The organism is Micrococcus sp. FDAARGOS_333, assembly GCF_002206575.2.
In the GTDB taxonomy this organism is placed as follows: domain Bacteria; phylum Actinomycetota; class Actinomycetes; order Actinomycetales; family Micrococcaceae; genus Micrococcus; species Micrococcus lylae.
Map to the genome: position 1 here is coordinate 486,314 of NZ_NJFJ02000001.1, position 22,067 is coordinate 508,380.

The 22,067-nt window shown below is 71.4% G+C and carries 19 protein-coding genes; 13 read left to right on the forward strand and 6 right to left on the reverse strand.

Annotation, left to right across the window (positions count from 1 at the left end):
* Positions 1-137: 137 nt before the first annotated feature.
* Positions 138-2,255, forward strand: a complete 2,118-nt coding sequence (locus CEQ11_RS02280) for a M13 family metallopeptidase (protein ID WP_088477622.1) — start codon at positions 138-140, stop codon at positions 2,253-2,255.
* 163 nt (positions 2,256-2,418) lie between these two features.
* Here the strand turns inward: CEQ11_RS02280 and CEQ11_RS02285 are convergent, their stop codons facing one another.
* Both CEQ11_RS02285 and CEQ11_RS02290 read right to left on the reverse strand, forming a co-directional pair.
* Positions 2,419-2,913, reverse strand: a complete 495-nt coding sequence (locus CEQ11_RS02285) for a MarR family winged helix-turn-helix transcriptional regulator (RefSeq protein ID WP_088477623.1) — start codon at positions 2,911-2,913, stop codon at positions 2,419-2,421.
* Positions 2,910-4,721: a DHA2 family efflux MFS transporter permease subunit gene (locus CEQ11_RS02290; protein WP_088477624.1), complete on the reverse strand. Its 1,812-nt coding sequence runs from the start codon at positions 4,719-4,721 to the stop codon at positions 2,910-2,912. Before CEQ11_RS02290 ends, CEQ11_RS02285 begins: the two co-directional genes overlap by 4 nt.
* A 309-nt stretch (positions 4,722-5,030) precedes the next feature.
* Here CEQ11_RS02290 and CEQ11_RS02295 point away from each other — a divergent pair, with 309 nt between their 5' ends.
* Both CEQ11_RS02295 and CEQ11_RS02300 read left to right on the forward strand, forming a co-directional pair.
* Complete coding sequence (locus CEQ11_RS02295) at positions 5,031-6,011, forward strand: D-glycerate dehydrogenase (protein ID WP_088477625.1); 981 nt, start codon at positions 5,031-5,033, stop codon at positions 6,009-6,011.
* Positions 6,011-6,979, forward strand: a complete 969-nt coding sequence (locus tag CEQ11_RS02300) for an alpha/beta fold hydrolase (protein ID WP_102957473.1) — start codon at positions 6,011-6,013, stop codon at positions 6,977-6,979. Before CEQ11_RS02295 ends, CEQ11_RS02300 begins: the two co-directional genes overlap by 1 nt.
* On the opposite strand, the gene CEQ11_RS02305 is transcribed toward CEQ11_RS02300, so the two are convergent.
* Positions 6,945-7,964, reverse strand: a complete 1,020-nt coding sequence (locus tag CEQ11_RS02305) for a thioesterase domain-containing protein (RefSeq protein ID WP_127913441.1) — start codon at positions 7,962-7,964, stop codon at positions 6,945-6,947. The genes CEQ11_RS02300 and CEQ11_RS02305 overlap by 35 nt on opposite strands.
* Before the next feature lie 97 nt (positions 7,965-8,061).
* On the opposite strand from CEQ11_RS02305, the gene lysS reads away from it, so the two are divergent.
* From lysS to CEQ11_RS02340, 7 genes are all read left to right on the forward strand, one after another.
* Entirely contained in the window at positions 8,062-9,582 is a 1,521-nt protein-coding gene (lysS, locus tag CEQ11_RS02310; RefSeq protein WP_227718689.1) for a lysine--tRNA ligase, read from the forward strand.
* Between the two features lie 6 nt (positions 9,583-9,588).
* Positions 9,589-9,960, forward strand: a complete 372-nt coding sequence (locus CEQ11_RS13025; protein WP_227718690.1) for a hypothetical protein — start codon at positions 9,589-9,591, stop codon at positions 9,958-9,960.
* Between the two features lie 346 nt (positions 9,961-10,306).
* A complete protein-coding gene (locus CEQ11_RS02320; protein ID WP_067190113.1) occupies positions 10,307-10,609 on the forward strand; it encodes an Lsr2 family protein in 303 nt (100 codons plus the stop codon).
* A gap of 171 nt (positions 10,610-10,780) precedes the next feature.
* Positions 10,781-13,309 carry an ATP-dependent Clp protease ATP-binding subunit gene (locus CEQ11_RS02325; protein WP_088477629.1) on the forward strand — a complete coding sequence of 843 codons (2,529 nt, stop codon included), beginning with the start codon at positions 10,781-10,783 and terminating at the stop codon, positions 13,307-13,309.
* A gap of 186 nt (positions 13,310-13,495) precedes the next feature.
* On the forward strand, positions 13,496-13,696 hold the full coding sequence (locus tag CEQ11_RS02330; RefSeq protein ID WP_067190085.1) for a CsbD family protein: 201 nt from the start codon (positions 13,496-13,498) through the stop codon (positions 13,694-13,696).
* A 278-nt stretch (positions 13,697-13,974) separates the two neighbouring features.
* Positions 13,975-14,163: an Rv0909 family putative TA system antitoxin gene (locus CEQ11_RS02335; protein WP_067190087.1), complete on the forward strand. Its 189-nt coding sequence runs from the start codon at positions 13,975-13,977 to the stop codon at positions 14,161-14,163.
* Between the two features lie 246 nt (positions 14,164-14,409).
* Entirely contained in the window at positions 14,410-14,922 is a 513-nt protein-coding gene (locus CEQ11_RS02340) for an amino-acid N-acetyltransferase (protein ID WP_070638644.1), read from the forward strand.
* Positions 14,923-14,941: 19 nt separating this feature from the next.
* On the opposite strand, the gene CEQ11_RS02345 is transcribed toward CEQ11_RS02340, so the two are convergent.
* Positions 14,942-15,865, reverse strand: coding sequence for an A/G-specific adenine glycosylase (locus CEQ11_RS02345; RefSeq protein WP_088478858.1), 924 nt, complete (start codon positions 15,863-15,865; stop codon positions 14,942-14,944).
* Between the two features lie 43 nt (positions 15,866-15,908).
* Here CEQ11_RS02345 and CEQ11_RS02350 point away from each other — a divergent pair, with 43 nt between their 5' ends.
* Positions 15,909-16,733, forward strand: a complete 825-nt coding sequence (locus CEQ11_RS02350; protein WP_087134225.1) for a hypothetical protein — start codon at positions 15,909-15,911, stop codon at positions 16,731-16,733.
* Positions 16,734-16,832: 99 nt separating this feature from the next.
* On the opposite strand, the gene radA is transcribed toward CEQ11_RS02350, so the two are convergent.
* Complete coding sequence (gene radA / locus CEQ11_RS02355; RefSeq protein WP_088477630.1) at positions 16,833-18,230, reverse strand: DNA repair protein RadA; 1,398 nt, start codon at positions 18,228-18,230, stop codon at positions 16,833-16,835.
* Positions 18,231-18,262: 32 nt separating this feature from the next.
* Positions 18,263-19,432: an aromatic acid exporter family protein gene (locus CEQ11_RS02360; protein WP_088477631.1), complete on the reverse strand. Its 1,170-nt coding sequence runs from the start codon at positions 19,430-19,432 to the stop codon at positions 18,263-18,265.
* A gap of 276 nt (positions 19,433-19,708) precedes the next feature.
* Here CEQ11_RS02360 and CEQ11_RS02365 point away from each other — a divergent pair, with 276 nt between their 5' ends.
* Positions 19,709-20,797 carry a phosphate ABC transporter substrate-binding protein PstS gene (locus CEQ11_RS02365; protein ID WP_088477632.1) on the forward strand — a complete coding sequence of 363 codons (1,089 nt, stop codon included), beginning with the start codon at positions 19,709-19,711 and terminating at the stop codon, positions 20,795-20,797.
* A gap of 165 nt (positions 20,798-20,962) precedes the next feature.
* On the forward strand, positions 20,963-21,931 hold the full coding sequence (gene pstC, locus CEQ11_RS02370) for a phosphate ABC transporter permease subunit PstC (protein ID WP_088477633.1): 969 nt from the start codon (positions 20,963-20,965) through the stop codon (positions 21,929-21,931).
* Positions 21,932-22,067 lie beyond the last annotated feature (136 nt).

The window sequence follows — 22,067 nt, forward strand, 5'->3', positions numbered from 1 at the left end:
GCGGCGCACCCGGGCACTGCATGCAGTGCTCCCCGGGTGCGCCGCCGTCGTCGCCCCTGCGCAGGTGTGACCTGACCCACTAGGCTTCGGGGGAGCATGCCCGCCCGCCGTCCACAGCATCCGAAGGAGCACCACCTGTGACCGCACCTGCCGAGAACGCCGTCCCGAGCCCCACCGAGGACCTCTACCGCCACGTCAACGGCGAGTGGCTGGCCTCCCATGAGATCCCCTCCGACCAGGGCGCCTACGGCGCGTTCCTCGAGCTGCGGGACAACGCCGAGCTCGCGGTCCGGCACCTGTGCGAGGACGCTGTGCGCGCCGTCGGCACCGGCCATGATGCCGCCCGCGCCCGCGTGGAGGCCTCTGCGGACCTCGCCTCCCCGGACACCGCGTTGGACGCCGCCTCCGCGGATGATCCGGGGCAGACCGCTTCCGCCGAGGACGCCGCCGCCTCGGACGCCTCTTCCGATGACACGTCCGACGACCAGACCGCGCTGCGACGCCGCATCGCCGCCCTCTACACCTCGTTCATGGACGAGGAGGTCGTGGAGGCCCGCGGCGTGGCCCCGATCGCCGGAGACCTCGCCGCCATCGAGACCGTGGAGACCCCGGAGCAGCTGCTCACCCTCTCCGGCGCCCTGCAGCGGCACGGCGTCTCCGGCCTGATCAACACCGGCGCAATGAACGACGCCGGCGACCCCGAGCGCATGCTCCTGCACCTGCTCCAGGGCGGCCTCGGCCTGCCGGACGAGTCCTACTACCGCGAAGCCTCCTACGCGGAGATCGTCTCCGAGTACCGCGCCCACCTGGGCCGCATGCTCGCACTGGCAGGCATCGGCGCGGACGAGGCGGAGGCCTCCGAGATCGCCGGCCGCGTCGTGGACCTGGAGACGCGGATCGCCGCGCACCACTGGGACGTGGTCCGCACCCGGGACGCCGTGGCCCGCTACAACCTGCTGACCCGCGCGCAGCTGGACCAGACGTTCCCGCTGGCCCAGGCTTGGCTGGAGGGCATCGGCGCCTCCGGCACCCGCTCGGACGAGGTGGTGGTGTGGCAGCCGGAGTTCCTCACCGGGATCCAGTCCCTGCTGGCCGGGGCCGACGCCGTGGACCTGCAGACCTGGAAGCACTGGCTGGAGGTGCAGGTGCTGCGCTCGCTGGCCCCGTACCTGCCGGAGGCCTTCGTGGAGGAGAACTTCTCCTTCTACGGCCGCCGCCTGGCCGGCACCGAGGAGGTACGCCCGCGCTGGAAGCGCGCCGTGGCGTTCGTGAACTCCGCCGCCGGCGAGGACGTGGCCCAGCTGTACGTGGCCAAGCACTTCCCGGCCGGCCACCAGGAGGAGATGGACAGGCTCGTCCACCTGCTCAACGAGGCCTACCGCCGCTCCATCTCCGCCCTGGACTGGATGGGCGAGGACACTCGCCAGCGCGCCCTGGAGAAGCTGTCCATGTTCCGCCCGATGGTCGGCTTCCCGTCCACGTGGATGGACTACTCCACCCTCGAGGTGGACGCGGACGACCTGCTCGGCAACGCCCGCCGCGCGGACGAGTTCGCGTGGGACTGGGACCTGGCCAAGATCGAGAAGGGTCCGGATCCGGAGGAGTGGCACATGACCCCCCAGACCGTGAACGCCTACTACTCGCCGCTGGAGAACGCGATCGTGTTCCCGGCCGCCATCCTGCAGCCCCCGTTCTTCGACCCGGAGCGCTCCATGGCCGCGAACCTCGGCGGCATCGGTGCGGTGATCGGCCATGAGATCGGCCACGGCTTCGACGACCAGGGCTCCCGCTACGACGGCACCGGCACCCTGAAGAACTGGTGGACGGACGAGGACCGCGAGGCCTTCTCGGACCGCACGGCCAAGCTCGTCGCCCAGTACAGCGCCCTGTCCCCGGCGGAGGCCCCGGACCACCACGTCAACGGGGAGTTCACCCTCGGGGAGAACATCGGCGACCTCGGCGGCCTGGGCATCGCCCACCAGGCGCTGGAGATCTGGCGCGAGGAGCAGTCCGACGCGGACTCGGAGGACACCGCCGCGCAGGACCGCGAGTTCTTCTCCTCGTGGGCCTCGGTGTGGCGTCAGCTGACCCGCACGGAGACGATGATCACCCGCATCGCCTCGGACCCGCACTCCCCGAACGAGTTCCGCTGCAACCAGGTGGTGAAGAACCTGGACGCCTTCCACGCGGCGTACGGCACCACCGAGCAGGACCCGATGTGGTTGGCCCCGGAGGAGCGCGTCTCCATCTGGTGACCCGACTCCGCAGGGGAAGAACGACGGCGGCCGCGCACCTGCCGACTGCATGTGCAGTCGGACGGTGGGCGGCCGTCGTCGTGGGTCCGGGGCCTCGGAGGCCTCGGCGCACCGCGGCAGCCGGGGTGGGCGGCGGGGAGGGGCGCCTGCGGCGCCGGAGGCCTCACTCGGCGCGGCGGGTGCGCTCCTCGGTGAACCGGTGCAGCAGGGTGCCGAGCTGCCGGATGTCCTCCAGGTCCCAGCCGGCGAGGTCGCGGCGCATGCCGCCGCCGACCGGTCCGGTGCGCACCTCGTGGAGGCGGCGCAGGCCCTCTTCGGTGGGGCGCAGGACGGCGGCCCGTCGGTCCTTCGGATCGGCGTCCCGGGTGATGAGCTCCAGGGACTCGAGCTCCTTGACGAAGCGAGAGATCTGGGCGCGGTCGGCGAGCATCGTCTCGGCCAGGGCGGACGGGGACAGCGGGGCGGCGTTGACGATCGTCAGGAACGCCTTCATCGCACCGGAGGACATGCCGGGGCTGAGCTGCTCGGCGTGCCGGGCCATGAGCTGGCGGTACTGGCGGACGAGTGTGACGAAGGAGCCCTCGAGGTCGCGGATGGCGGCCTCGAACTCCTCCGGGTGCTCGGCGGCGGCGCCCTGGGGAAGCGGGGTGCTGCTCATCGGTCGCCTCCGGTCCGGCGAGTCGCATCGGTGCCGGTGCCCCGGGAGGCGTCCGGTTGCTCGCCGGTGTCCCCCCGAGCCGTGTCCGTGCCGCGGGAGACGCCCGGCTGTCCGCCGGCGTCCGGGCGCTCGTCACGGATCTGCGGCAGGGAGCCGGTGTGCGGGCCCACCGCGGCGGCCGCCGCCTCCTGCTGGGCGCTGCGGCGGGCGCGCTGGGCAGCACGCTGCTCCTGGGCGTTGCGACGGCCCAGCGGGATGTTCGGAAGCAGCAGCACCGCCACGATGCCCAGCACGGCCAGCGGCACGGTCCAGAGGAAGGCGTTCGAGATGGCCTGGGCGTAGGTCTCCTCGAAGATCACGCGCAGCTCGTGCGGCATGGAGGCCACGGCGGGCAGGCGGCCGGCCTGCATGTCCGTGGCCCACTTGGCCCCCTCGGGGCCCATGCCCGCGAGGGCGGCCTGGACCTCGGCGGCGCGGGACTGGATGCCGTCCGCCACCGTGGTGGCCACGGCGGCGCCCATCGCGGCCACGCCGGCCGAGCCGCCGAGGGTACGGAAGAAGGTCACGCCCGAGGTGGCCACGCCCATGGCGTGCGGATCCGTGGTGTTCTGCACCACCAGCACGAGGTTCTGCATGGTGATGCCCATGCCCAGGCCCACCAGTGCCATGTAGACGCAGACCAGGGCGAAGTTCGTGTCGTAGCGCAGGGTGCCGAGCAGTCCCAGGCCGACGGTCAGGAGCACGGAGCCCGCCACCAGGAACGGCTTCCAGTTGCCGTGCTTGGTGATGTGCCGGCCCGCCAGAGTGGAGGAGATCAGGAACGCGGCCATCAGTGGCAGGGTCATGAATCCGGCTTGGGACGGCGTGGCACCGCGGGCGAGCTGCATGTACTGGGCCAGGTAGACGCCGGAGCCGAACATGGCCAGGCCCACCGACAGCGAGGCCACCACGGCCAGGGTGAACGTGCGGTTCCGGAACAGGCGCAACGGGATCAGCGGCTCGGAGACGCTGCGCTCGACCACCACGAACAGCGCGGCGGCCAGCAGGGATCCGCCGACCATCCAGGCGCTGGTGGGCGAGACCCACTCGAAGTCCTGGCCGGCGCGGGTGACCCAGAGCAGCAGGAGGGTGGTGGCGGCGGCCATCAGGGCGATGCCGAGGATGTCGATGTTGGCCTTCCGGGAGGAGAGGCGCTCGAGCTTGAGGTTCTTCTCCACCATCACCAGGGCGGCGAGGGCGAACGGCACGGCGACGAAGAAGTTCCACCTCCATCCCAGGGTGTCCGTGATCAGGCCGCCGAGAAGCGGGCCGCCCACGGTGGCGACGGCTATGACGGCACCGAACAGCCCCATGTAGCGTCCGCGCTCACGGGGGCTGATGATGTCCGCCATGATCACCTGGGAGAGGGCGATGAGACCGCCGCCGCCCAGGCCCTGCAGGACGCGGCAGGAGATCATCCACGCCGGGTCCTGCGCGAAGCCGGCCGCGGCGGTGGCCGCGACGAACACGACGATGGCGATCTGGAACAGCAGCTTGCGGGAGTACAGGTCCGCCAACTTGCCCCAGATCGGGGTGGCGATCGCGGTGGCGAGCATCATCGCGGTGACCACCCACGTGTAGGTGGCCTGGTCTCCGCCGAGGTCATGGACGATCACCGGCAGGGACGTGGAGACCACCGTGTTGGCGATCATCGACACGAACATGCCCAGGAGCAGGCCGGTCAGGGCCTGGAGGATCTTGCGGTGCCGTTCCTGTGGATCGGCGGCGACGATCGAGACGGACGAGGTCTCGGGGTTCGTGGTGGACATGCGGTCCTTCCGGGGAAGGGAGGCGACGTCGTGGCGGCGGCGGGCGGCAGCGGCACCCCTGGGAAGGTGCTTCAGGCTGCGGCGGGCCGGGGCGCGCGGCGGGGCACTCCGGTCAGGTCATTGCGTGGAGTCAACGGTTGATTCTAGTCAATGATTGACGATCGTCAATGGTCGCTTCTTGAGGCCTCCTGACACCTCCGGCCGCCTCCGTCCGCGTCAGCGCTAGCCTGGGACGCAATGCCCGGTGGCGGCCGGCGCCGCAGCCCCCGGCCCCCTCGCCCTGCTGATCCACCCGCACGGAGGTGCCCCATGACTGCTCGCTTCCTGACGATGATCGACCTGCCCGAGTCCGGACTGGCCCTGCTGCGCGAGGCCGGTGAGGTCACCCGCGGCGAGGATGTCGGCGGGAACGCCGCCCTGCCCGAGCTGGCCGCCTCCGGCGACTACGACGTGATCGTCTGCGCGCTGGACCAGACGTTCGACGCCGCCACGCTCGAGAAGGCACAGCTGCAGGGCATCGCCAACTACGCGGTGGGCTACAACAACATCGACATCCCCGCGGCCACCGCCGCCGGCATCCGCGTGGGCAACACCCCGGAGGTGCTCACGGCGGCCACCGCGGACATCGCGCTGCTGCTGATCCTCGGCGTCACCCGCCGCGCCTACGAAGGAGAGCGGATGATGCGCGCCGGGCAGTTCACCGGCTGGGCGCCGGACCTGTTGGTGGGCAAGGACGTCGCCGGCGCCACCCTCGGCCTGGCCGGATTCGGCCGCATCGGCAGGGCGGTCGCCGAGCGCGCCCTCGCCTTCGGCATGCAGGTCGTCTTCGCCCCGCGCCCGCCGGCCCATCGTGACGTGTCCGCAGCGGAGCTCGGTGACCTGGCCGGCCGTGTGGAGCAGGTCCGTTGGGAGGAGATGGTGGAGCGCGCGGACATCCTCTCCCTGCACGTGCCGCTCACCGAGGACACCCGCCACCTCGTGGACGCGGACGTCCTGGCCCGCATGAAGCGCGGCTCGGTGCTCATCAACACCGCCCGCGGCCCGGTGGTGGACGAGTCGGCCCTGGTGGAGGCGCTGCGCTCCGGGCATCTGTTCGGCGCCGGCCTGGACGTGTTCGAGGACGAGCCGGCCATGGCCGCCGGCCTCGCCGAGCTGGACAACGTCATGGTCCTGCCGCACCTGGGCTCGGCCACGCGCAACACCCGGGACGAGATGGCCGTCCTCACCGCCCGGAACGCGATCGCCATGGCCACCGGCGGGGACATCCCGGCCTGCGTGAACCCCGCGTGATGCTCCTGACCCGCGCCCGCCGCCTGGTCCGCGCGCTGCGCACAGCCCGCCGCACCCATGACGTGGTGACGGCCGCGGACGGCGCCGCCCTGGCCATGACGACCTGCGGAGACGAGACGGCCCCGGGCGAGCGCCGCGTGGTCGTGGTGGTGGGCGCGCATCTCAGCGCCTGGTACTACCGTCCCTTCGCCCATGTGCTGCGGGCCCGCCTGCGGGAGATCTCCGGGCAGGACTGGGCCGTGGACGTCTACGACCGCCGCGGTCGCGGCGACTCGGCTCCGCAGCCGGAGGACTACTCCATGGACACCGAGGTGGCGGACCTCGCCGCCGTCCTGGAGCACACCGGCGCCCGCCAGCTGATCGGCCACTCGCTCGGCGGCTCCGTGGTGCTCAACGCGCTGCAGCAGGCCGGTGGGCTGTTCCCTGCCGAACTGGTCCCGGACCGCACCGCGCTCTACGACCCCTGCGTGAACCTGGACGGCCCCCGGACCGCCCACTGGCTGTCCCGCCTGGAACAGGCCGTGGAGGACGGCAAGACCGCCCGCGGCCTGGCGATTCTCCAGCGTGGCCTTCAATCCTCCGCCGTGCTGTCCCAGGTGCCGGAGTGGTTCCTCACCTTCACCTTCGCCGGCCTCGTGGCCACCCCGCTGGGGAAGATGGCCCGCCGCATGCTGCCGACCCTGTCCCGTGAGCTCATCGCGGCGATGCACGAGGACGACCGCCCCGAGAACTTCGCCGCCATCACCGCCCCGGTGCACCTGATGTGCGGCGGCCTGTCCCCGCAGTACTTCCAGGAGGTCGTCCGCCGGCTGCACGCAGCCATGCCGACCACCACCTTCGAACGCTCCCCGCGCTGCATGCACGGCGCCATCCCGTTCGCCGTGGAGGCCGTGCTCTCCGATCTCGCCGAGCACTTCACCGCCGCCCCGTCGGTCAGCGCAGGGCGGACGCCAGCGCCCGCAGCATGAACGGCTCAGGCGTGATGGGCCCGTCATGCAGGCGGGCCGGCATCACGCGCCAGGCCATGGCCGCCGTGCGCCGCGGCGCCCCGGCCCGGTGGGCGGCCTGCGTCAGCACGCGCGCGGTGTCCGCGAAGAACCCGGGGGAGCGGCCTCCCGTCACCAGGGTCACCCGAGTGTCCGCCAGGTTCCGCGCCAGTGCCTCCGCGTCCACGGGCTCGGCCACGGCCGCCCGCATCTCCGCCGACGACGCCGGCAGCAGCCGCAGCATCCCCTTCCCGGGTCGGGTGAAGGACGCCGCGCCGATCATTCCGCGCAGCACCGTCACCGGCAGCCGGGACAGCGGCCCGGCCGTGCCCAGGTCCCGCACCAGATGCGCCCATGCGGTGCCCCAGCGGGCGTCCGCCACGGCCTCGGCCATCCCGGGGCGCCACAGCCCGGCCAGCATCCCGTCCAGGTTCAGCGCCGCATCCCAGGTGACCACGGACCACGGCCGGCCACCGGCCGCGGCGTGCTCCGCGGCGGCGAGCAGCGCCACCGACCCGCCGAACGAGTGCCCCAGCACCGACCTCGCCCCGGTCAGCGCCATCACCGCGCGCAGGTCGGCCACCTCGGCGGCCAGCAGGTCCTGCTCCGGCTGCGGCGAGGACCCGGACCGGCCCCGCCGCGCGTAGGTGGCCACCGGGGCCCGCAGGCGCTTCGCCAGCGCCCGTGCCGTGGCCGCGTAGGCCGCGTCCGTCACCAGCGTCCCGTGCACCATCACGACGACGGCACTCGCCTCGGCGCCGCCTGTCGCCGCGTCCGCGACTTTCGGCGCGGCGCCCGCTCCCGCGGGCGACCCGCCCGCCCCGGTGGGCCGGGAGGCGGGGGAGGCGGCCGTCGTCGTGCCCTCGGCCCACCCCGGCGGCAGGTGGGTGCGCAGACGCAGGCGCGTGCCGTCGTCGAGGGTCACGAGGCGCTCCAGCGTGCGACGGGGAGAACGGCGTGCGGGCATGCCTGCACGCTACCGTCGCCCGGAGCCCGTCCCACGTGGCGGGCCCCACTGGCCGGGGTCGTGGAACCGCCTGGCCACGCCTCTAGACTGGGGAATTGTGACCACGCAGAACACCCCCGCTCAGACCGCAGTCGACCACCACGACCAGCAGGCCGTGCGCGCCGCCAAGCGTAACGCCCTGCTCACCGAGGGCACAGAGGCGTTCCCGGTCGAGGTGAAGCGCACCCACTCGCTCACCGCGGTCCGCGAGGAGTTCGACGGCAAGCACGAGCCGGGCTGGGAGGACGGCCCGGAGGTGTCGGTCGCCGGTCGCATCGTGTTCCAGCGCAACACCGGAAAGCTGTGCTTCGCCACCCTCCAGGAGGGCGGCCCCGACGGCGCAGGCGTGCGCCTGCAGGTCATGCTGTCCCTGGCCAACGTGGGCGAGGACTCCCTGGCCGAGTGGAAGAAGGTCGTGGACCTCGGCGACCACGTGTCCGTGACCGGCAAGGTCATCGTCTCCCGCCGCGGCGAACTGTCCATCATGGCCGACTCCTGGCAGATGGCCTCCAAGGCGCTGCGCCCGCTGCCGGTGCTGCATGCCGAGCTCAACGAGGAGACCCGCGTCCGCCAGCGCTACGCGGACCTGATCGTGCGCGACGCCGCCCGTGAGATGGTCTACACGCGCGCCAAGGTGGTCTCCGCGATCCGGCGCACCCTGGAAGGCCACGACTACGTGGAGGTCGAGACCCCGATCCTGCAGCTCGTCCACGGCGGCGCCCAGGCCCGCCCGTTCCAGACGCACCTCAACGCGTTCGACCAGGACATGACGCTGCGCATCGCGACCGAGCTCTACCTCAAGCGCGCCGTGGTGGGCGGGATCGACCGCGTCTACGAGATCGGCCGTGTCTTCCGCAACGAGGGCGTGGACTCCACCCACTCGCCCGAGTTCACCACCCTCGAGTGCTACGAGGCGTGGGCGGACATGCGCGTCATGGCCGACCGCATGCAGCAGATGATCCTCGCCGCCGCGGACGCCGTGGGCGCCGGCCGGCAGATCCAGACCGAGAAGGGCACCGTCGACCTCGACGGCGAGTGGGCATGGGTGGCCGTCTACCCCGGTCTGTCCGAGGCCGTGGGCCAGGAGATCACCCCTGAGACCGACGTGGCGGTGCTGCGGGAGATCGCAGAGCGGCACGAGGTGCCGGTGGACCCGCAGTGGGGCGCGGAGAAGCTGGTCATCGAGCTGTTCGGTGAGATCGTCGAGCCGACGCTGATCAACCCGACCTTCGTGTACAACTATCCGCCGGCCGCCCAGCCGTTGGCCCGGCCGCACCGGGAGGAGCCGGGCGTCATCGAGGCCTGGGACCTGGTCATCGGCGGCACGGAGCGCGGCACCGCGTTCTCCGAGCTGATCGACCCGGTCATCCAGCGCGAGCGCCTGACCGCCCAGTCCCGCGCCGCCGCCGCCGGCGACGACGAGGCCATGCAGCTCGACGAGGACTTCCTCCGCGCGCTCGAGTACGGCGCCCCGCCGATGGGCGGCCTCGGCCTCGGCATCGACCGTCTGGTCATGCTGTTCACCGGCGTGGGCATCCGCGAGACCATCCTCTTCCCGTTGCTGAAGCCGGAGGCCTGATCGGCCATGGCGACGTTCTGGGACTACTTCTCGGTGCTGGCCCCATCCGTGGGCCTGGCGCTGCTGTTCTGGCTCATCATGCGCTCCCTGCTCCGCGCGGACACCGGTGAGCGTGAGGCGGAGGGCCGGAGGCGCTCGGGCGTGGACGCGCGCGCGGCGGCCGAGGAGGCCGAAGCCCGGGAATGGGCGCGCCGGCGGCGCGCGGATGAGGCGCCCGCCGAGGGGCGTGTGGAGGCCGACGCCGCGGAGGGCGGCGAGGGTCGCCTGGAGACCGACGCCGCGGAGGTCGGCGAGGGTCGCCTGGAGACCGACGCCGAGGCGCCCGCCGAGGGGGCCGGCGAGGGGCGCGCCCCGGAGGAGGGTGCGCCGCGCGCCTGAGGGCGCGGTGCCAGCCAATGGACGCTACTGCGACCAGCACAACGGGTGCGCCGCGCGCCTGAGGGCGCGGTTCCGTCCGGCGGACACCCTTTCCTGCAGCGAGTATCCGCTGCAGGGGAATGACCCTGCGGAGGCAGGTTTCCCCGTACCTGGGATTCTGCTGACAGACGACGCCTGCAGGAGAAATGTTCATCCGCAGGAAAGGCATAGATCGGCTACCGTGGAAGCGGACACAGAGAGCCAGGTGGCCGGAGAACCTTCCAGCGCAGCCTTTTCCCTTGGGTGAATCGGCTTGCCAGGGTGAAATCCCGGTCGCTGCAGACGAATGAGGGAGATGGGCAAGCACATGGCACAGAAGGTCGAAGTCGTCTTGGTGGACGATCTGGACGGCTCGGAGGCCGCCGAGACCGTGAAGTTCGCGCTCGACGGGCGCCACTACGAGGTGGACCTGTCCGAGGACAACGCCCGCGAGCTGCGCAACTTCCTCAAGCCCTACATGAAGAAGGGCCGCGCCGTGGCGCCGCCGTCCCCGAAGGCCGAGGCCGCGGAGATCCGCAAGTGGGCCGCGGACAACGGCTATGAGGTCTCCTCCCGCGGCCGCCTGCACCGCGACGTCGTGGAGGCCTACCGCAACGCCAAGCGCAGGTGACCTGCGGAGCCCGGCTCCAGGAGCCGGGGCCCCGTGGATCGGCCCCGACGGGGTCCGTGACGACGGGCGGCTGATCGCTTCACCCTGTGGCGAACAGCCGCCCGTCGCCCTGTCTGCGTGCGTAGGCTCGGGACCAATCGAAAGCCAAGGCAAGAGCCAAGGAGTGTGTCCATGTTCGAAAGGTTCACCGACCGCGCGCGGCGGGTGGTGGTGCTCGCGCAGGAAGAGGCGCGGATGCTCAACCACAGCTACATCGGGACCGAGCACATCCTGCTCGGCCTGATCCACGAGGGTGAGGGCGTCGCAGCCAAGGCCCTGGAGTCGATGGACATCTCCCTCGGCGCGGTCCGCGAGAAGGTGCAGGAGGACATCGGTCAGGGGCAGCAGAACCCGCCCGGCCACATCCCCTTCACGCCGCGTGCCAAGAAGGTGCTCGAGCTGTCCCTGCGCGAGGCGCTGCAGCTCGGCCACAACTACATCGGGACCGAGCACATCCTGCTCGGCCTGATCCGCGAGGGCGAGGGCGTCGCTGCCCAGGTGCTCGTGAAGCTCGGCGCGGACCTGAACCGCGTCCGTCAGACCGTCATCCAGCTGCTTTCCGGCTACCAGGGCTCCGGCCAGGGTGGCAAGGAGACCGCCGGCGTCGCCCCGGGCGGGCAGTCCGAGGGGCAGAACGCGGGCTCCGTGGTGCTGGACCAGTTCGGCCGCAACCTCACCGCCGCCGCCCACGACGGCAAGCTGGACCCGGTCATCGGCCGTGCCGAGGAGATGGAGCGCGTCATGCAGGTGCTCTCGCGCCGCTCCAAGAACAACCCGGTCCTCATCGGTGAGCCCGGCGTCGGCAAGACCGCGGTGGTGGAGGGTCTGGCCCAGGCCATCGACCGTGGCGACGTGCCGGAGACGCTGAAGGACAAGCAGCTGTACTCGCTGGACCTCGGCTCGCTCGTGGCCGGCTCGCGCTACCGCGGCGACTTCGAGGAACGCCTGAAGAAGGTCCTCAAGGAGATCCGCACGCGCGGGGACATCATCCTGTTCATCGACGAGATCCATACCCTCGTCGGCGCCGGTGCCGCCGAGGGCGCGATCGACGCCGCCAGCATCCTCAAGCCGATGCTGGCCCGCGGCGAGCTGCAGACCATCGGCGCCACCACACTGGACGAGTACCGCAAGCACATCGAGAAGGACGCCGCGCTCGAGCGTCGCTTCCAGCCGATCCAGGTCAACGAGCCGTCCGTCGAGGACGCCACCAAGATCCTCCGCGGCCTGCGCGACCGCTACGAGGCGCACCACAAGGTGTCCATCACGGACGACGCCCTCAAGGCCGCCGCCTCGATGTCCGCCCGCTACATCTCGGACCGCTTCCTGCCGGACAAGGCCATCGACCTGATCGACGAGGCCGGCGCCCGCCTGCGCATCCGCCGCATGACCGTGCCGCCGGAGATCAAGGCCTACGAGGGCCGCATCGCCGAGGTGCGCTCCGAGAAGGAGGCCGCGATCGACGGCCAGGACTTCGAGGGTGCCGCGCGCCTGCGCGACCAGGAGCAGCAGCTCGTGGACGAGCAGAAGCAGAAGGAACAGGCCTGGCGGACCGGTCAGGCCTCCGACGTCGCCACCGTGGACGAGGACCTCATCGCCGAGGTGCTGTCCAAGTCCACCGGCATCCCGGTCTTCAAGCTGACCGAGGAGGAGACCGACCGCCTCAAGAACATGGAGGCCGAGCTCCACCGCCGCGTCATCGGCCAGGACGAGGCCATCAAGTCCCTGTCCCGCGCCATCCGCCGCACCCGTGCCGGCCTGAAGGACCCGAACCGCCCGTCCGGCTCGTTCATCTTCGCCGGCCCCACCGGCGTCGGAAAGACCGAGCTGGCCAAGTCCCTCGCCGAGTTCCTCTTCGGCGAGGAGGACGCCCTGATCACCCTGGACATGTCCGAGTTCCAGGAGAAGCACACGGTGTCCCGCCTGTTCGGCGCGCCTCCCGGCTACGTCGGGTACGAGGAGGGCGGCCAGCTCACCGAGAAGGTCCGCCGCCGTCCGTTCTCCGTGGTGCTGTTCGACGAGGTGGAGAAGGCCCATGCGGACCTGTTCAACTCGCTGCTGCAGATCCTCGAGGACGGTCGCCTGACCGACTCGCAGGGCCGTGTGGTGGACTTCAAGAACACCGTGATCATCATGACCACGAACCTCGGAACCCGGGACATCTCCAAGGGCGTCATGACCGGCTTCCAGTCCGCCACGGACACGGCCACCGGCTATGAGCGCATGAAGGGCAAGGTGCGGGAGGAGCTGCGCCAGCACTTCCGCCCGGAGTTCCTGAACCGCGTGGACGACGTGATCGTCTTCCCGCAGCTGCAGAAGTCCGAGATCGTGGAGATCGTGGACCTGTTCATCGCCCGCCTCGGCAAGCGCCTGGCGGAGCAGGACCTGTCCATCGAGCTCACCCAGGACGCCAAGGAGCTGCTCGCGGACCGGGGTTACGACCCGGCCATGGGCGCCCGTCCGCTGCGCCGCACCATCCAGAACCTGGTGGAGGACCAGCTCTCCGAGCGCATCCTCTTCGGCGAGATCCCGGCCGGCTCCCTCATCGCCGTGGACACCACGGGCGAGGGCGAGGGCCGCGAGCTGACGTTCACGTTCTCCGGCGGCCGCAGCGAGGTCGAGGGTTCCCAGATGCAGGAGCTGGAGGCCGGCGTGTCCGAGTGACGCCGCGCCGCTGTCCGGCGGTCGATGCAGCACGCGGGGGCGGGGGCTTGACCCTCGCCCCCGCGGCGCGTTGACTCGCAGGCAACACCGTCCCCCGCCGGACGGCCCCGCCCGGACGGAGCCGGGAGCAACGGTCCGGCGGGGCGGCCGCCCGAGAGGCGGGCGGCCCGGATGAGAGGAGACACCATGGCTGACATGGAGAACACGTTCGACAAGATCAAGGGCGACGCCAAGTCCGGCCTCGGCGAGGCCACCGGCAACGACCGCATGAAGGCCGAGGGCCGCACCGAGTCTGCCGCCGCCGGAGCCAAGGATGCCGTCCAGAACGCCGGCGACAAGCTCAAGGGTGCCGCCGACGGCGTGAAGAACGCCTTCACGAAGGACTGAGGCGGCAGACCCAGGCCGACCTGGGCAGACGCGAGGCAGGGGCGGCGCCGGGAGCATCGTCCCTGCTCCGCCGTGAGGAAAAGGCGGTACATCGGGTACCAGAATGCCCAGGATGTTCCCAGGCAATAGGCGGCCCCGAGGGTGGCGCCGCGTCTGTGGATCTGCTTACGGTGGGGGCAACCGCTCAGGCGGCCGACCGGTCGCCACGGAGATCGAGGACTTCGGTCCACGGGATCCGGAGCGGAGGAAATGTCCCCCACTCCAAGGAGGTCCAAACCATGGGCATCGGCGATCTCGGCAACCTTGCCAACGAGCACTCTGACAAGATCAACGACGCTGTCGACCAGGCTCAGGAGCAGCACGGCGACAAGCTCGGCGAGCACAAGGACACCGTGAACAAGGGCATCGACGGCGCTCAGGACAAGTTCCTGAACGGCGGCGAGAACAAGGACAACGAGCAGAAGTGACTCTGCCCGGGTCCTGACCGGCCCTGAACCGGTCGTCCGAAGGCCCCCGCAGCCTCCCCTCGAGGGACGGTGTCGCGGGGGCCTTCGTCATGTCCGGCATGCCTGGCCCCTCGCGCCGAACCAGAGGATTCGGCCGGTTCAAGACCCGGTGAAGTGACCATTTCTTCTGGCTCGGTGCAGCACACACTGGTTCGGTGCGGCACACGCCGTGGACGCCGGGCACGGTGCCGGTCCTACACTGGGCGGATGCCGAAGCTCCCGGTCGCCCTGCGTCCCGCCCGCACCACCGACGTCCCGGCCATCCAGGACATCGTCCGCCCCCACGCGGACAGCCGCGTCCTGCTGCAGAAGGAGACGGTGGCCTACTACGAGGCCATCCAGGAGTTCGTGGTGGCGGAGGACGAGGCCGGAGAGCTCGTCGGCTTCGGCGCCCTGCACGTCATGTGGGAGCACCTCGCGGAGGTCCGCACCCTGGCCGTCGCGGACCGTGCCCGCGGCGGGGGAGTGGGCCACGCCCTGTTGGAGGAGCTGCTGGAGCGTGCCCGCGCCGTCGGCGTCTCCCAGGTGTTCTGCCTGACCTTCGAGGTGGACTTTTTCTCCGCCCACGGCTTCGACGTCATGGAGGACCAGTCCGCCGTGGACCCTGAGGTGTACGCCGAGCTGCTGCGCTCCCAGGATGAGGGCGTCGCCGAGTTCCTGGACCTCGCCCGGGTCAAGCCGAACACCCTCGGCAACACCCGCATGATCCGCACCCTCTGACGCCCCGCAGGGGCGGCCGTCAGTCGGGGAACGAGTAGGCGCCGTCGCGTTCGAGGAGGAGGCCGTCGTCGAGAAGGCCGGCCAGGCAACGGGTCCACTGCGCCTCGTCCGGCACGTGTGTGCCCAGGCGCCGCGTTCCGGCCACGGCCTGGCGCACGGCGCCGACCTCCACGCGGCCGGCCTCCCGGACCGCGGCCATGACGGCGCCGCGCAGCTGGCGGTCCGTTCCCGCCCAGTCCTGCCCGCGCGGGGTGTGCTCCGGCTCCGGCCGTCCGGCGGACACCCAGGCGCACTGCTCGAGCAGAGGGCAGTCGTCGCAGCGCGGCGATCGGGCCGTGCAGACCAGCGCCCCGAGCTCCATCACGGCGGCGTTCCAGCGGTTGGCCCGCGTGCGGTCCGCCGGCATCAGCGCGTGTGCGTCGCGCATCTCCGCGCGGGTCAGGGTCTTCGGCGGCAACCCCTGCCCGCGGACCGCGCGGGTGAGAACCCGGCGCACGTTGGTGTCCACGACGGTCTCGGGGATGCCGAAGGCGAAGCTCGCCACGGCCGCCGCGGTGTACTCGCCGACCCCCGGCAGGGCGCGCAGGGCGGCAGGGTCCGCCGGCACCTTACCGCCGTGCCGGTCCACCATCGCCGCGGCCGCCTGCTGCAGGCGCAGCGCCCGGCGAGGGTAGCCGAGCCGGTCCCAGGCGGTGAGCACCTCGGCCGTGGAGGCCTCCGCGAGGTCGGCGGGACACGGCCAGCGCTGCATCCAGTCCCGCCAGCGCGGCAGCACCCGGACCACCGGGGTCTGCTGGAGCATGATCTCGGAGACCATCACGCCCCACGGCGAGCAGTCGGCGCTGCGCCAGGGCAGGTCCCGCGCGTGGACGTCGAACCAGTCCAGGACCGCCGTGTGGAGGCGATCCTGGGCGGCAGGCGTGAGTTCGGCGACCTCGGGCATGGCGTCCACTGTAGCGGCGGGCTCCAGCCCTACCCTGGTGGGCATGGACGGCCTTCCCCCCACCGAGTCCGAGCGCGCCCGGCAGCGTGCCGCCATGTTCCGCCGCCGCCGGATCGTGTTCGGCGTCGTGGCCCTTGCCGTGGTGGTGCTCCTGGTGCTGGCGGGCATCGCCCTGGGCGGCCTGATCTCGCGCCTGGTGCAGGACATCACCGGGGAGTCCGACCCGGAGCCGGCCGCCGTCAGCGCGACCCCGACACCCTCGGCGAGTCCCGGCCCCTCCGAGGAGCCGTCCTCCGGCCCCTCCCCGTCCGGATCCGCCTCGGACGATGCCGGCGGCAGCGGCTCCGCCGAACCGACCGAGAGCCCGTCCGGCAAGCCCTCCGACGACGCCCGTGACAAGCCCTCGGAGGAGCCGAACCCCTCGCCGTCCTCCACCGCTCCGGAGGCGCTCGAGCCGCCGTGCCGGGGCTCTGCCATCCAGGTCACGGCGGGCACGGACAAGACCGTCTACGACCGCGGCGAGCGTCCGGAGCTGGCACTGAAGGTGATGAACCTGTCCCAGGAGCCGTGCACCCTCAACGTGGGCACCACCGAGCAGGTCTTCGAGGTCACCACGGCCGAGGGGGACGACGTGTTCTCCACCGAGATCTGCCAGGCCGACCCGCAGGACCAGGACATGGTGCTCGTCCCGCACGACGAGCAGACCGCACTGTTCGAATGGAACCGCCGCAACTCCGAGAAGGACTGCACCGAGCGCGGTGAGCTCGTGGATCCCGGCTCCTACCGCCTCACCGTGACGCTGGGCGACCACTCCTCCCAGCCGGTCGCCTTCCGCCTCACCGACGACAAGCCCGAGGGCCAAGGCTGAGCAGCGACGGCGGCCTGTCCGGCCTCGTCTTCCCCCGTCCCCTCCACGACGACGGCCGCCCACCGTCCGCCGGCGGCCTCGCCCGTCCGTCGGGTCGCCTCAGCGGGTCCATGTGGGGATGGTGTTCAGCGCCTCGGACAGCGACCCCACCTGCGCGACGGAGAAGCCCTTCGGGACCTCGCCGAGCGGCTCGGGGGAGCGGGGGACGATCGCGCGGGTGAACCCCAGACGCGCGGCCTCTCGCACGCGTCGGCCGATGCCGGGCACCGGGCGGACCTCGCCGGCCAGGCCGAGCTCGCCGACGGCGATCATGCCGGTCGGCACAGGGGCACTGAGCTTCGCCGAGGCCACCGCCACCGCGACCGCCAGGTCCGAGGCCGGCTCGGACAGGCGCACGCCGCCGACGGTGGCGACGTAGCAGTCGTCCTGGGCCAGGGCGAAGCGGGCGCGGCGCTGCAGCACGGCCAGGAGCATGTTCACGCGCGCCGAGTCCACACCGGAGACGGTCCGCCGCGGACTGCCGCCGGCGGACGGGGTGAGCAGGGACTGCACCTCCGCCACGAGCGGGCGGCGCCCCTCCAGTGTCACGGTCACGCAGGTGCCCTCCACGGGCTCCGCGGTGCCGGAGAGGAACAGGCCGGAGGGGTCGTCCAGGGATTCGATGCCGTCCTCGCGCAGGTCGAAGCAGCCGACCTCGTCCGTGGGGCCGAAGCGGTTCTTCACGGCGCGCACCAGGCGCAGCCGGGAGTGGCGGTCGCCCTCGAACTGGCAGACCACGTCCACGAGGTGCTCGAGCAGGCGCGGGCCGGCAATGGTGCCCTCCTTCGTCACATGGCCCACCAGCACCGTGGTGATGCCCTTGTCCTTCGCCGTGCGGATCAGTGAGGCGGCGACTTCGCGCACCTGGGTCACGCCGCCGGCGATGCCGTCCACCTCCGCCGACTGCAGGGTCTGGACGGAGTCCACGATCACCAGGGACGGCTGGATCCGTTCGATCTGTCCGAGGGCCCGGCCCAGGTCCGTCTCCGCGGCCAGGTGGAGGGTGTCCGCCAACGCGCCGATGCGGTCTCCGCGCGAGCGGACCTGCGCGGCGGACTCCTCGCCCGTCAGGTACAGGACCGGACGCGGTGTGCCGTCCGTGCCGCGGGCGGTCTGGGCGGCCACGTCCAGGAGCAGGGTCGACTTGCCGATGCCCGGCTCCCCGGCCAGCAGGATCACGGCTCCCGGGACGAGCCCGCCGCCGAGCACGCGGTCCAGCTCGCGCACGCCGGTGCTGCGGAAGGAGGCGAGGGTCGCGTCCACGTCCGCGATGCGCGGGGCCGCCTCGGCCACCGTGGAGGCCTTCGTTGTGCCCGTGGTGGCCGTCATCCCGGCCTCCTCCACGGTTCCCCAGGCCTGACACCGGCCGCAGCGGCCGACCCACTTCACCGTGGTCCAGCCGCATTCGGTGCACTGGTATCCGGGGGGCCTGCGGGAGGGGGACTTCGAGCTCGCCATGGACGCCACTCTAGGGGCGGACCCGGACGCGATCAGACGCCCGGCAGGTAGCCCACGGCCTCCTCGTGGTCCGCGCCGGTGGCCTCGAGGAGGTCGACCATCATGGGCCTGAGCAGCATCACGAGGGCCTCGCCGTGCAACGAGCCGCCGCCGAGGTGCGTCGGGTGCAGCCGGGAGGCCGCTGCGCCGAGTGCCTCGCGGGCGTCGAGCCGGCCCTGGCGGCGGCCGGCGGGCGTGGGCTCGTCGAAGCACCGGTTCAGGATCTGGACGGCGTCCGCGGCCTCGTCGAACCAGCTGCTCAGGGATTCGGCCGCCTCGTCCGTGAGTGAGCCGGAGTCGATCAGGCTGACCACGCGCCGGGCCACGATGCGCAGGGAGCGGATCGCCAGGTCAGAGCGGTCCACCGCGTAGGCGACGACCGTCACGAAGCCCTTCTGCCGCCGTTCGAGCGGGGAGTAGGTGGTGACCTCGCGCGCCATCTGCACTTCGCGTCGCAGCTCGTCCAGCACGGACTGTGTGCCGCGCCCGGTGATCAGCGCCATCCATGCCGTGCTGGACTCCTGTGTGCGCAGCGCCGTGGACAGGTCCCGCAGGATCGAGACCATGGGGTCGTACAGGGCCTGCAGTCGCTTCGCCGTGGACCTCTGCGTGCGGTGCGGCCTGAGGAAGGTGACGATCAGGGCGCAGCAGGCGCCCACGACTGCGTCCAGGCTGCGGGAGAACGGGCCGTCCGCGGGTGCCGGGAGCAGCACGACCAGGACAGCCTGGAGGGACATCTGCGTGGTGAAGATCGGCCCGGAGTCCAGGAACCGGGCCGCCATGATGGACACGAACAGCACGATCGCCGCCTGCCACATCCCGCGGCCGAGCCCGAGCATGAGGGCATCACCGATCAGGATGCCGAGCGTGCAGCCGACAGAGACCTCGAGCACGCGGCGCAGCTTGGGCTCGCGGCCCCAGCCGAGGCCCACCAGTGTGGCGGTCGCGGCGAACAGCGGTCCCTCGTGGCCGAGCACGGCCTCGGCGAACCAGTAGGCCGCCACGGCGGCGATCGTGGTCAGGGCCGCCTGGCCGGCCGAGGAGCGGGTGCGCATCCAGCCGGCGCGGGCGCGGCGTCCGACGAAGCGCCGCAGCCGCTCGCCGAGGCCGAGCTCCTCCACCTGCGGCAGGGTGCCGGTGGCGGTGGAGTGGCGGTGTTCCATGCCCGCCAGCCTAACGGCGGACGGGCATGGGCGACGCTGGATCTGTGGCCTGGCTCTCACCTCTGCGGACACCCTGTGGACCAGGTCACAGAACGGTGACGAAGTGTGAGCCGCAGTTCACCGAGCGTTCAACTTCCCCGGCCTCATGGTTCACAGACCGTCCGTAGGTTGAATGACGTCGCAGGAGCCACAGGGGTGCCCGTCAGGGCGACCCCACCTCAACGGAACGGGCTCCCGCCACCACTGTCATCCGACCTCCGAAAGGGGCACTTCCCGATGAAGGCTCTTCGTGCAGGCCGCGCCGCGGCCCTCCTGTCCGTTGCCGCCCTGGCTCTGACCGCCTGCTCCAACTCCGACAACGGAGACTCCGACTCCGACAACGGCAACGAGGAGACCTCGCAGGTCTCGGGCACCCTGACCGGCGGCGGCGCCTCGTCGCAGGAGGCCGCCATGGGTGCTTGGACCTCCGGCGTCGCCGACGTCGCCCCCGAGCTGTCCGTGAAGTACGACCCGGTGGGCTCCGGCAGCGGTCGTGAGGGCTTCCTGTCCGGCCAGTACTCCTTCGCCGGCTCCGACGCCGCCATGGGCGAGGACGAGGACCCCACCGAGGTCTGCGGCGACAAGGGCGCCTTCCACGTGCCGGCCTACATCTCCCCGATCGCCGTGGCCTACAACCTCGAGGGCGTCGAGGGCGTCCAGATGGACGCCGAGACCATCGCCAAGATCTTCGCCGGCGAGATCACCAAGTGGAACGACCCGGCCATCGCCGACCAGAACGAGGGCGTCGAGCTGCCGGACAAGGACATCACCGTCGTCCACCGCTCCGACGACTCGGGCACCACCGAGAACTTCACCGCCTACCTCACCGAGGCCGCCGGCGACGCCTGGAAGTACGACGAGATCGAGACCTGGCCGTCCGAGATCCAGGCCGAGTCCGCTCAGGGCACCAAGGGCGTCGTGGGCCTGGCCTCCGACACCGACGGTGCGATCACCTACGCCGACGCCTCCGCCACCGGTGACATGAACACCGTGAAGGTGAAGGTTGGTGAGGAATACGTCGAGTACTCCTCCGAGGCCGCCGCCGCCACCGTGGACAAGTCCGAGGCCAACGAGGACGGCTCCATCGAGCTCGACCGCGCCACCGGTGAGGAGGGCGTCTACCCGATCGTCCTCGTCTCCTACCACATCTACTGCAACGAGTACCAGGACCAGGAGACCGCTGACCAGGTCAAGGCCTTCGCCTCCTACGTGATCTCCGAGGACGGCCAGAAGGCCTCCGAGGAGTCCGCGGGCAACGCCCCGATCTCTGAGGAGACCCGCAAGGCCGCCCAGGAGCGCATCGACGCGATCGCCGCCCAGGGCTGACCCGCCCGGCCTGACCCACTCCGCGCTGTGACGCCGCCGTCAGCCGTCGGCCCCGTGTCAAACGGGGTCGACGGCTGACGCCGTGGACAGGGCCGGCATTGCTCCATCCCCACTGTGGGCCCGCGCCGACGGGTCCGCTCCACCACTGACACAAGGGAAGGCATCGTGACCTCACCTGCACCCGAGACCGCAGCCCCGCGGGCCTCGACCCTGAAGACCTCACGCGGCGGTGCCGCCGGGGACAAGGTCTTCTCCGGTCTGGCCCTCGCCGCGGGCATCATCATCCTGCTGGTGCTCGCCTTCGTGGCGATCTTCCTCGTCTGGGAGTCGTTGCCGGCCCTGTTCCCGGAGGCGTTCGACAAGGAACTGAAGTCCGCGGACACCTTCTTCCAGTATGTGTGGCCGCTCATGGCGGGCACCGTGATGGCCGCGATGGCCGCCTTGCTGATCGCCACCCCGATCGCCGTGGGCGTCGCGCTGTTCATCTCCCACTACGCACCGCCGAAGATCGCCCAGCCGGTCGGCTACGTCATCGACCTGCTCGCCGCGATCCCCTCGGTGGTCTACGGCGTGTGGGGCTGGCTCACCCTCGCCCCGCTCATGGTGCCGATCTACCGGTGGCTGCACGAGTACCTGGGCTGGCTGCCGATCTTCGGCGGCGACGTGACCACCACCGGTCGCACGCTGATGACCTCCGGTGTGGTCCTGGCGGTCATGATCCTCCCGATCATCACCGCCCTGTGCCGCGAGATCTTCTCCCAGACCCCGAAGCTGCACGAGGAGGCCGCGCTGGGCCTCGGCGCCACCCGCTGGGAGATGATCAAGATGACCGTCTTCCCGTTCGCCCGCGCCGGCATCGTCTCCTCGGTCATGCTCGGCCTGGGCCGTGCGCTCGGTGAGACCATGGCCGTCACCCTGGTCCTGTCCCCGGGCGTGTTCACCTGGTCCATGGTCCAGTCCGGCCGCAACGCCACGATCCCGTCCGAGATCGCACTGAACTTCCCGGAGGCCTTCGGCATCCGTCTCAACGAGCTGATCGCCGCGGGCCTGATGCTGTTCATCATCACCCTGGTGGTGAACATGATCGCCCGCTGGATCGTGAACAAGCACAAGGAATTCTCGGGGGCCAACTGATGAACTCGACTGTGAACCACACTCCGGCCGAGACCGGGGCCGCCCCCGGCGACCGCGGCCAGCGCCGCGGGGAGGAGGAGAAGATCCGCGTGCAGCGGTCCTCGCTGACCTCCGGTCAGAAGCCCTCGTGGACCTG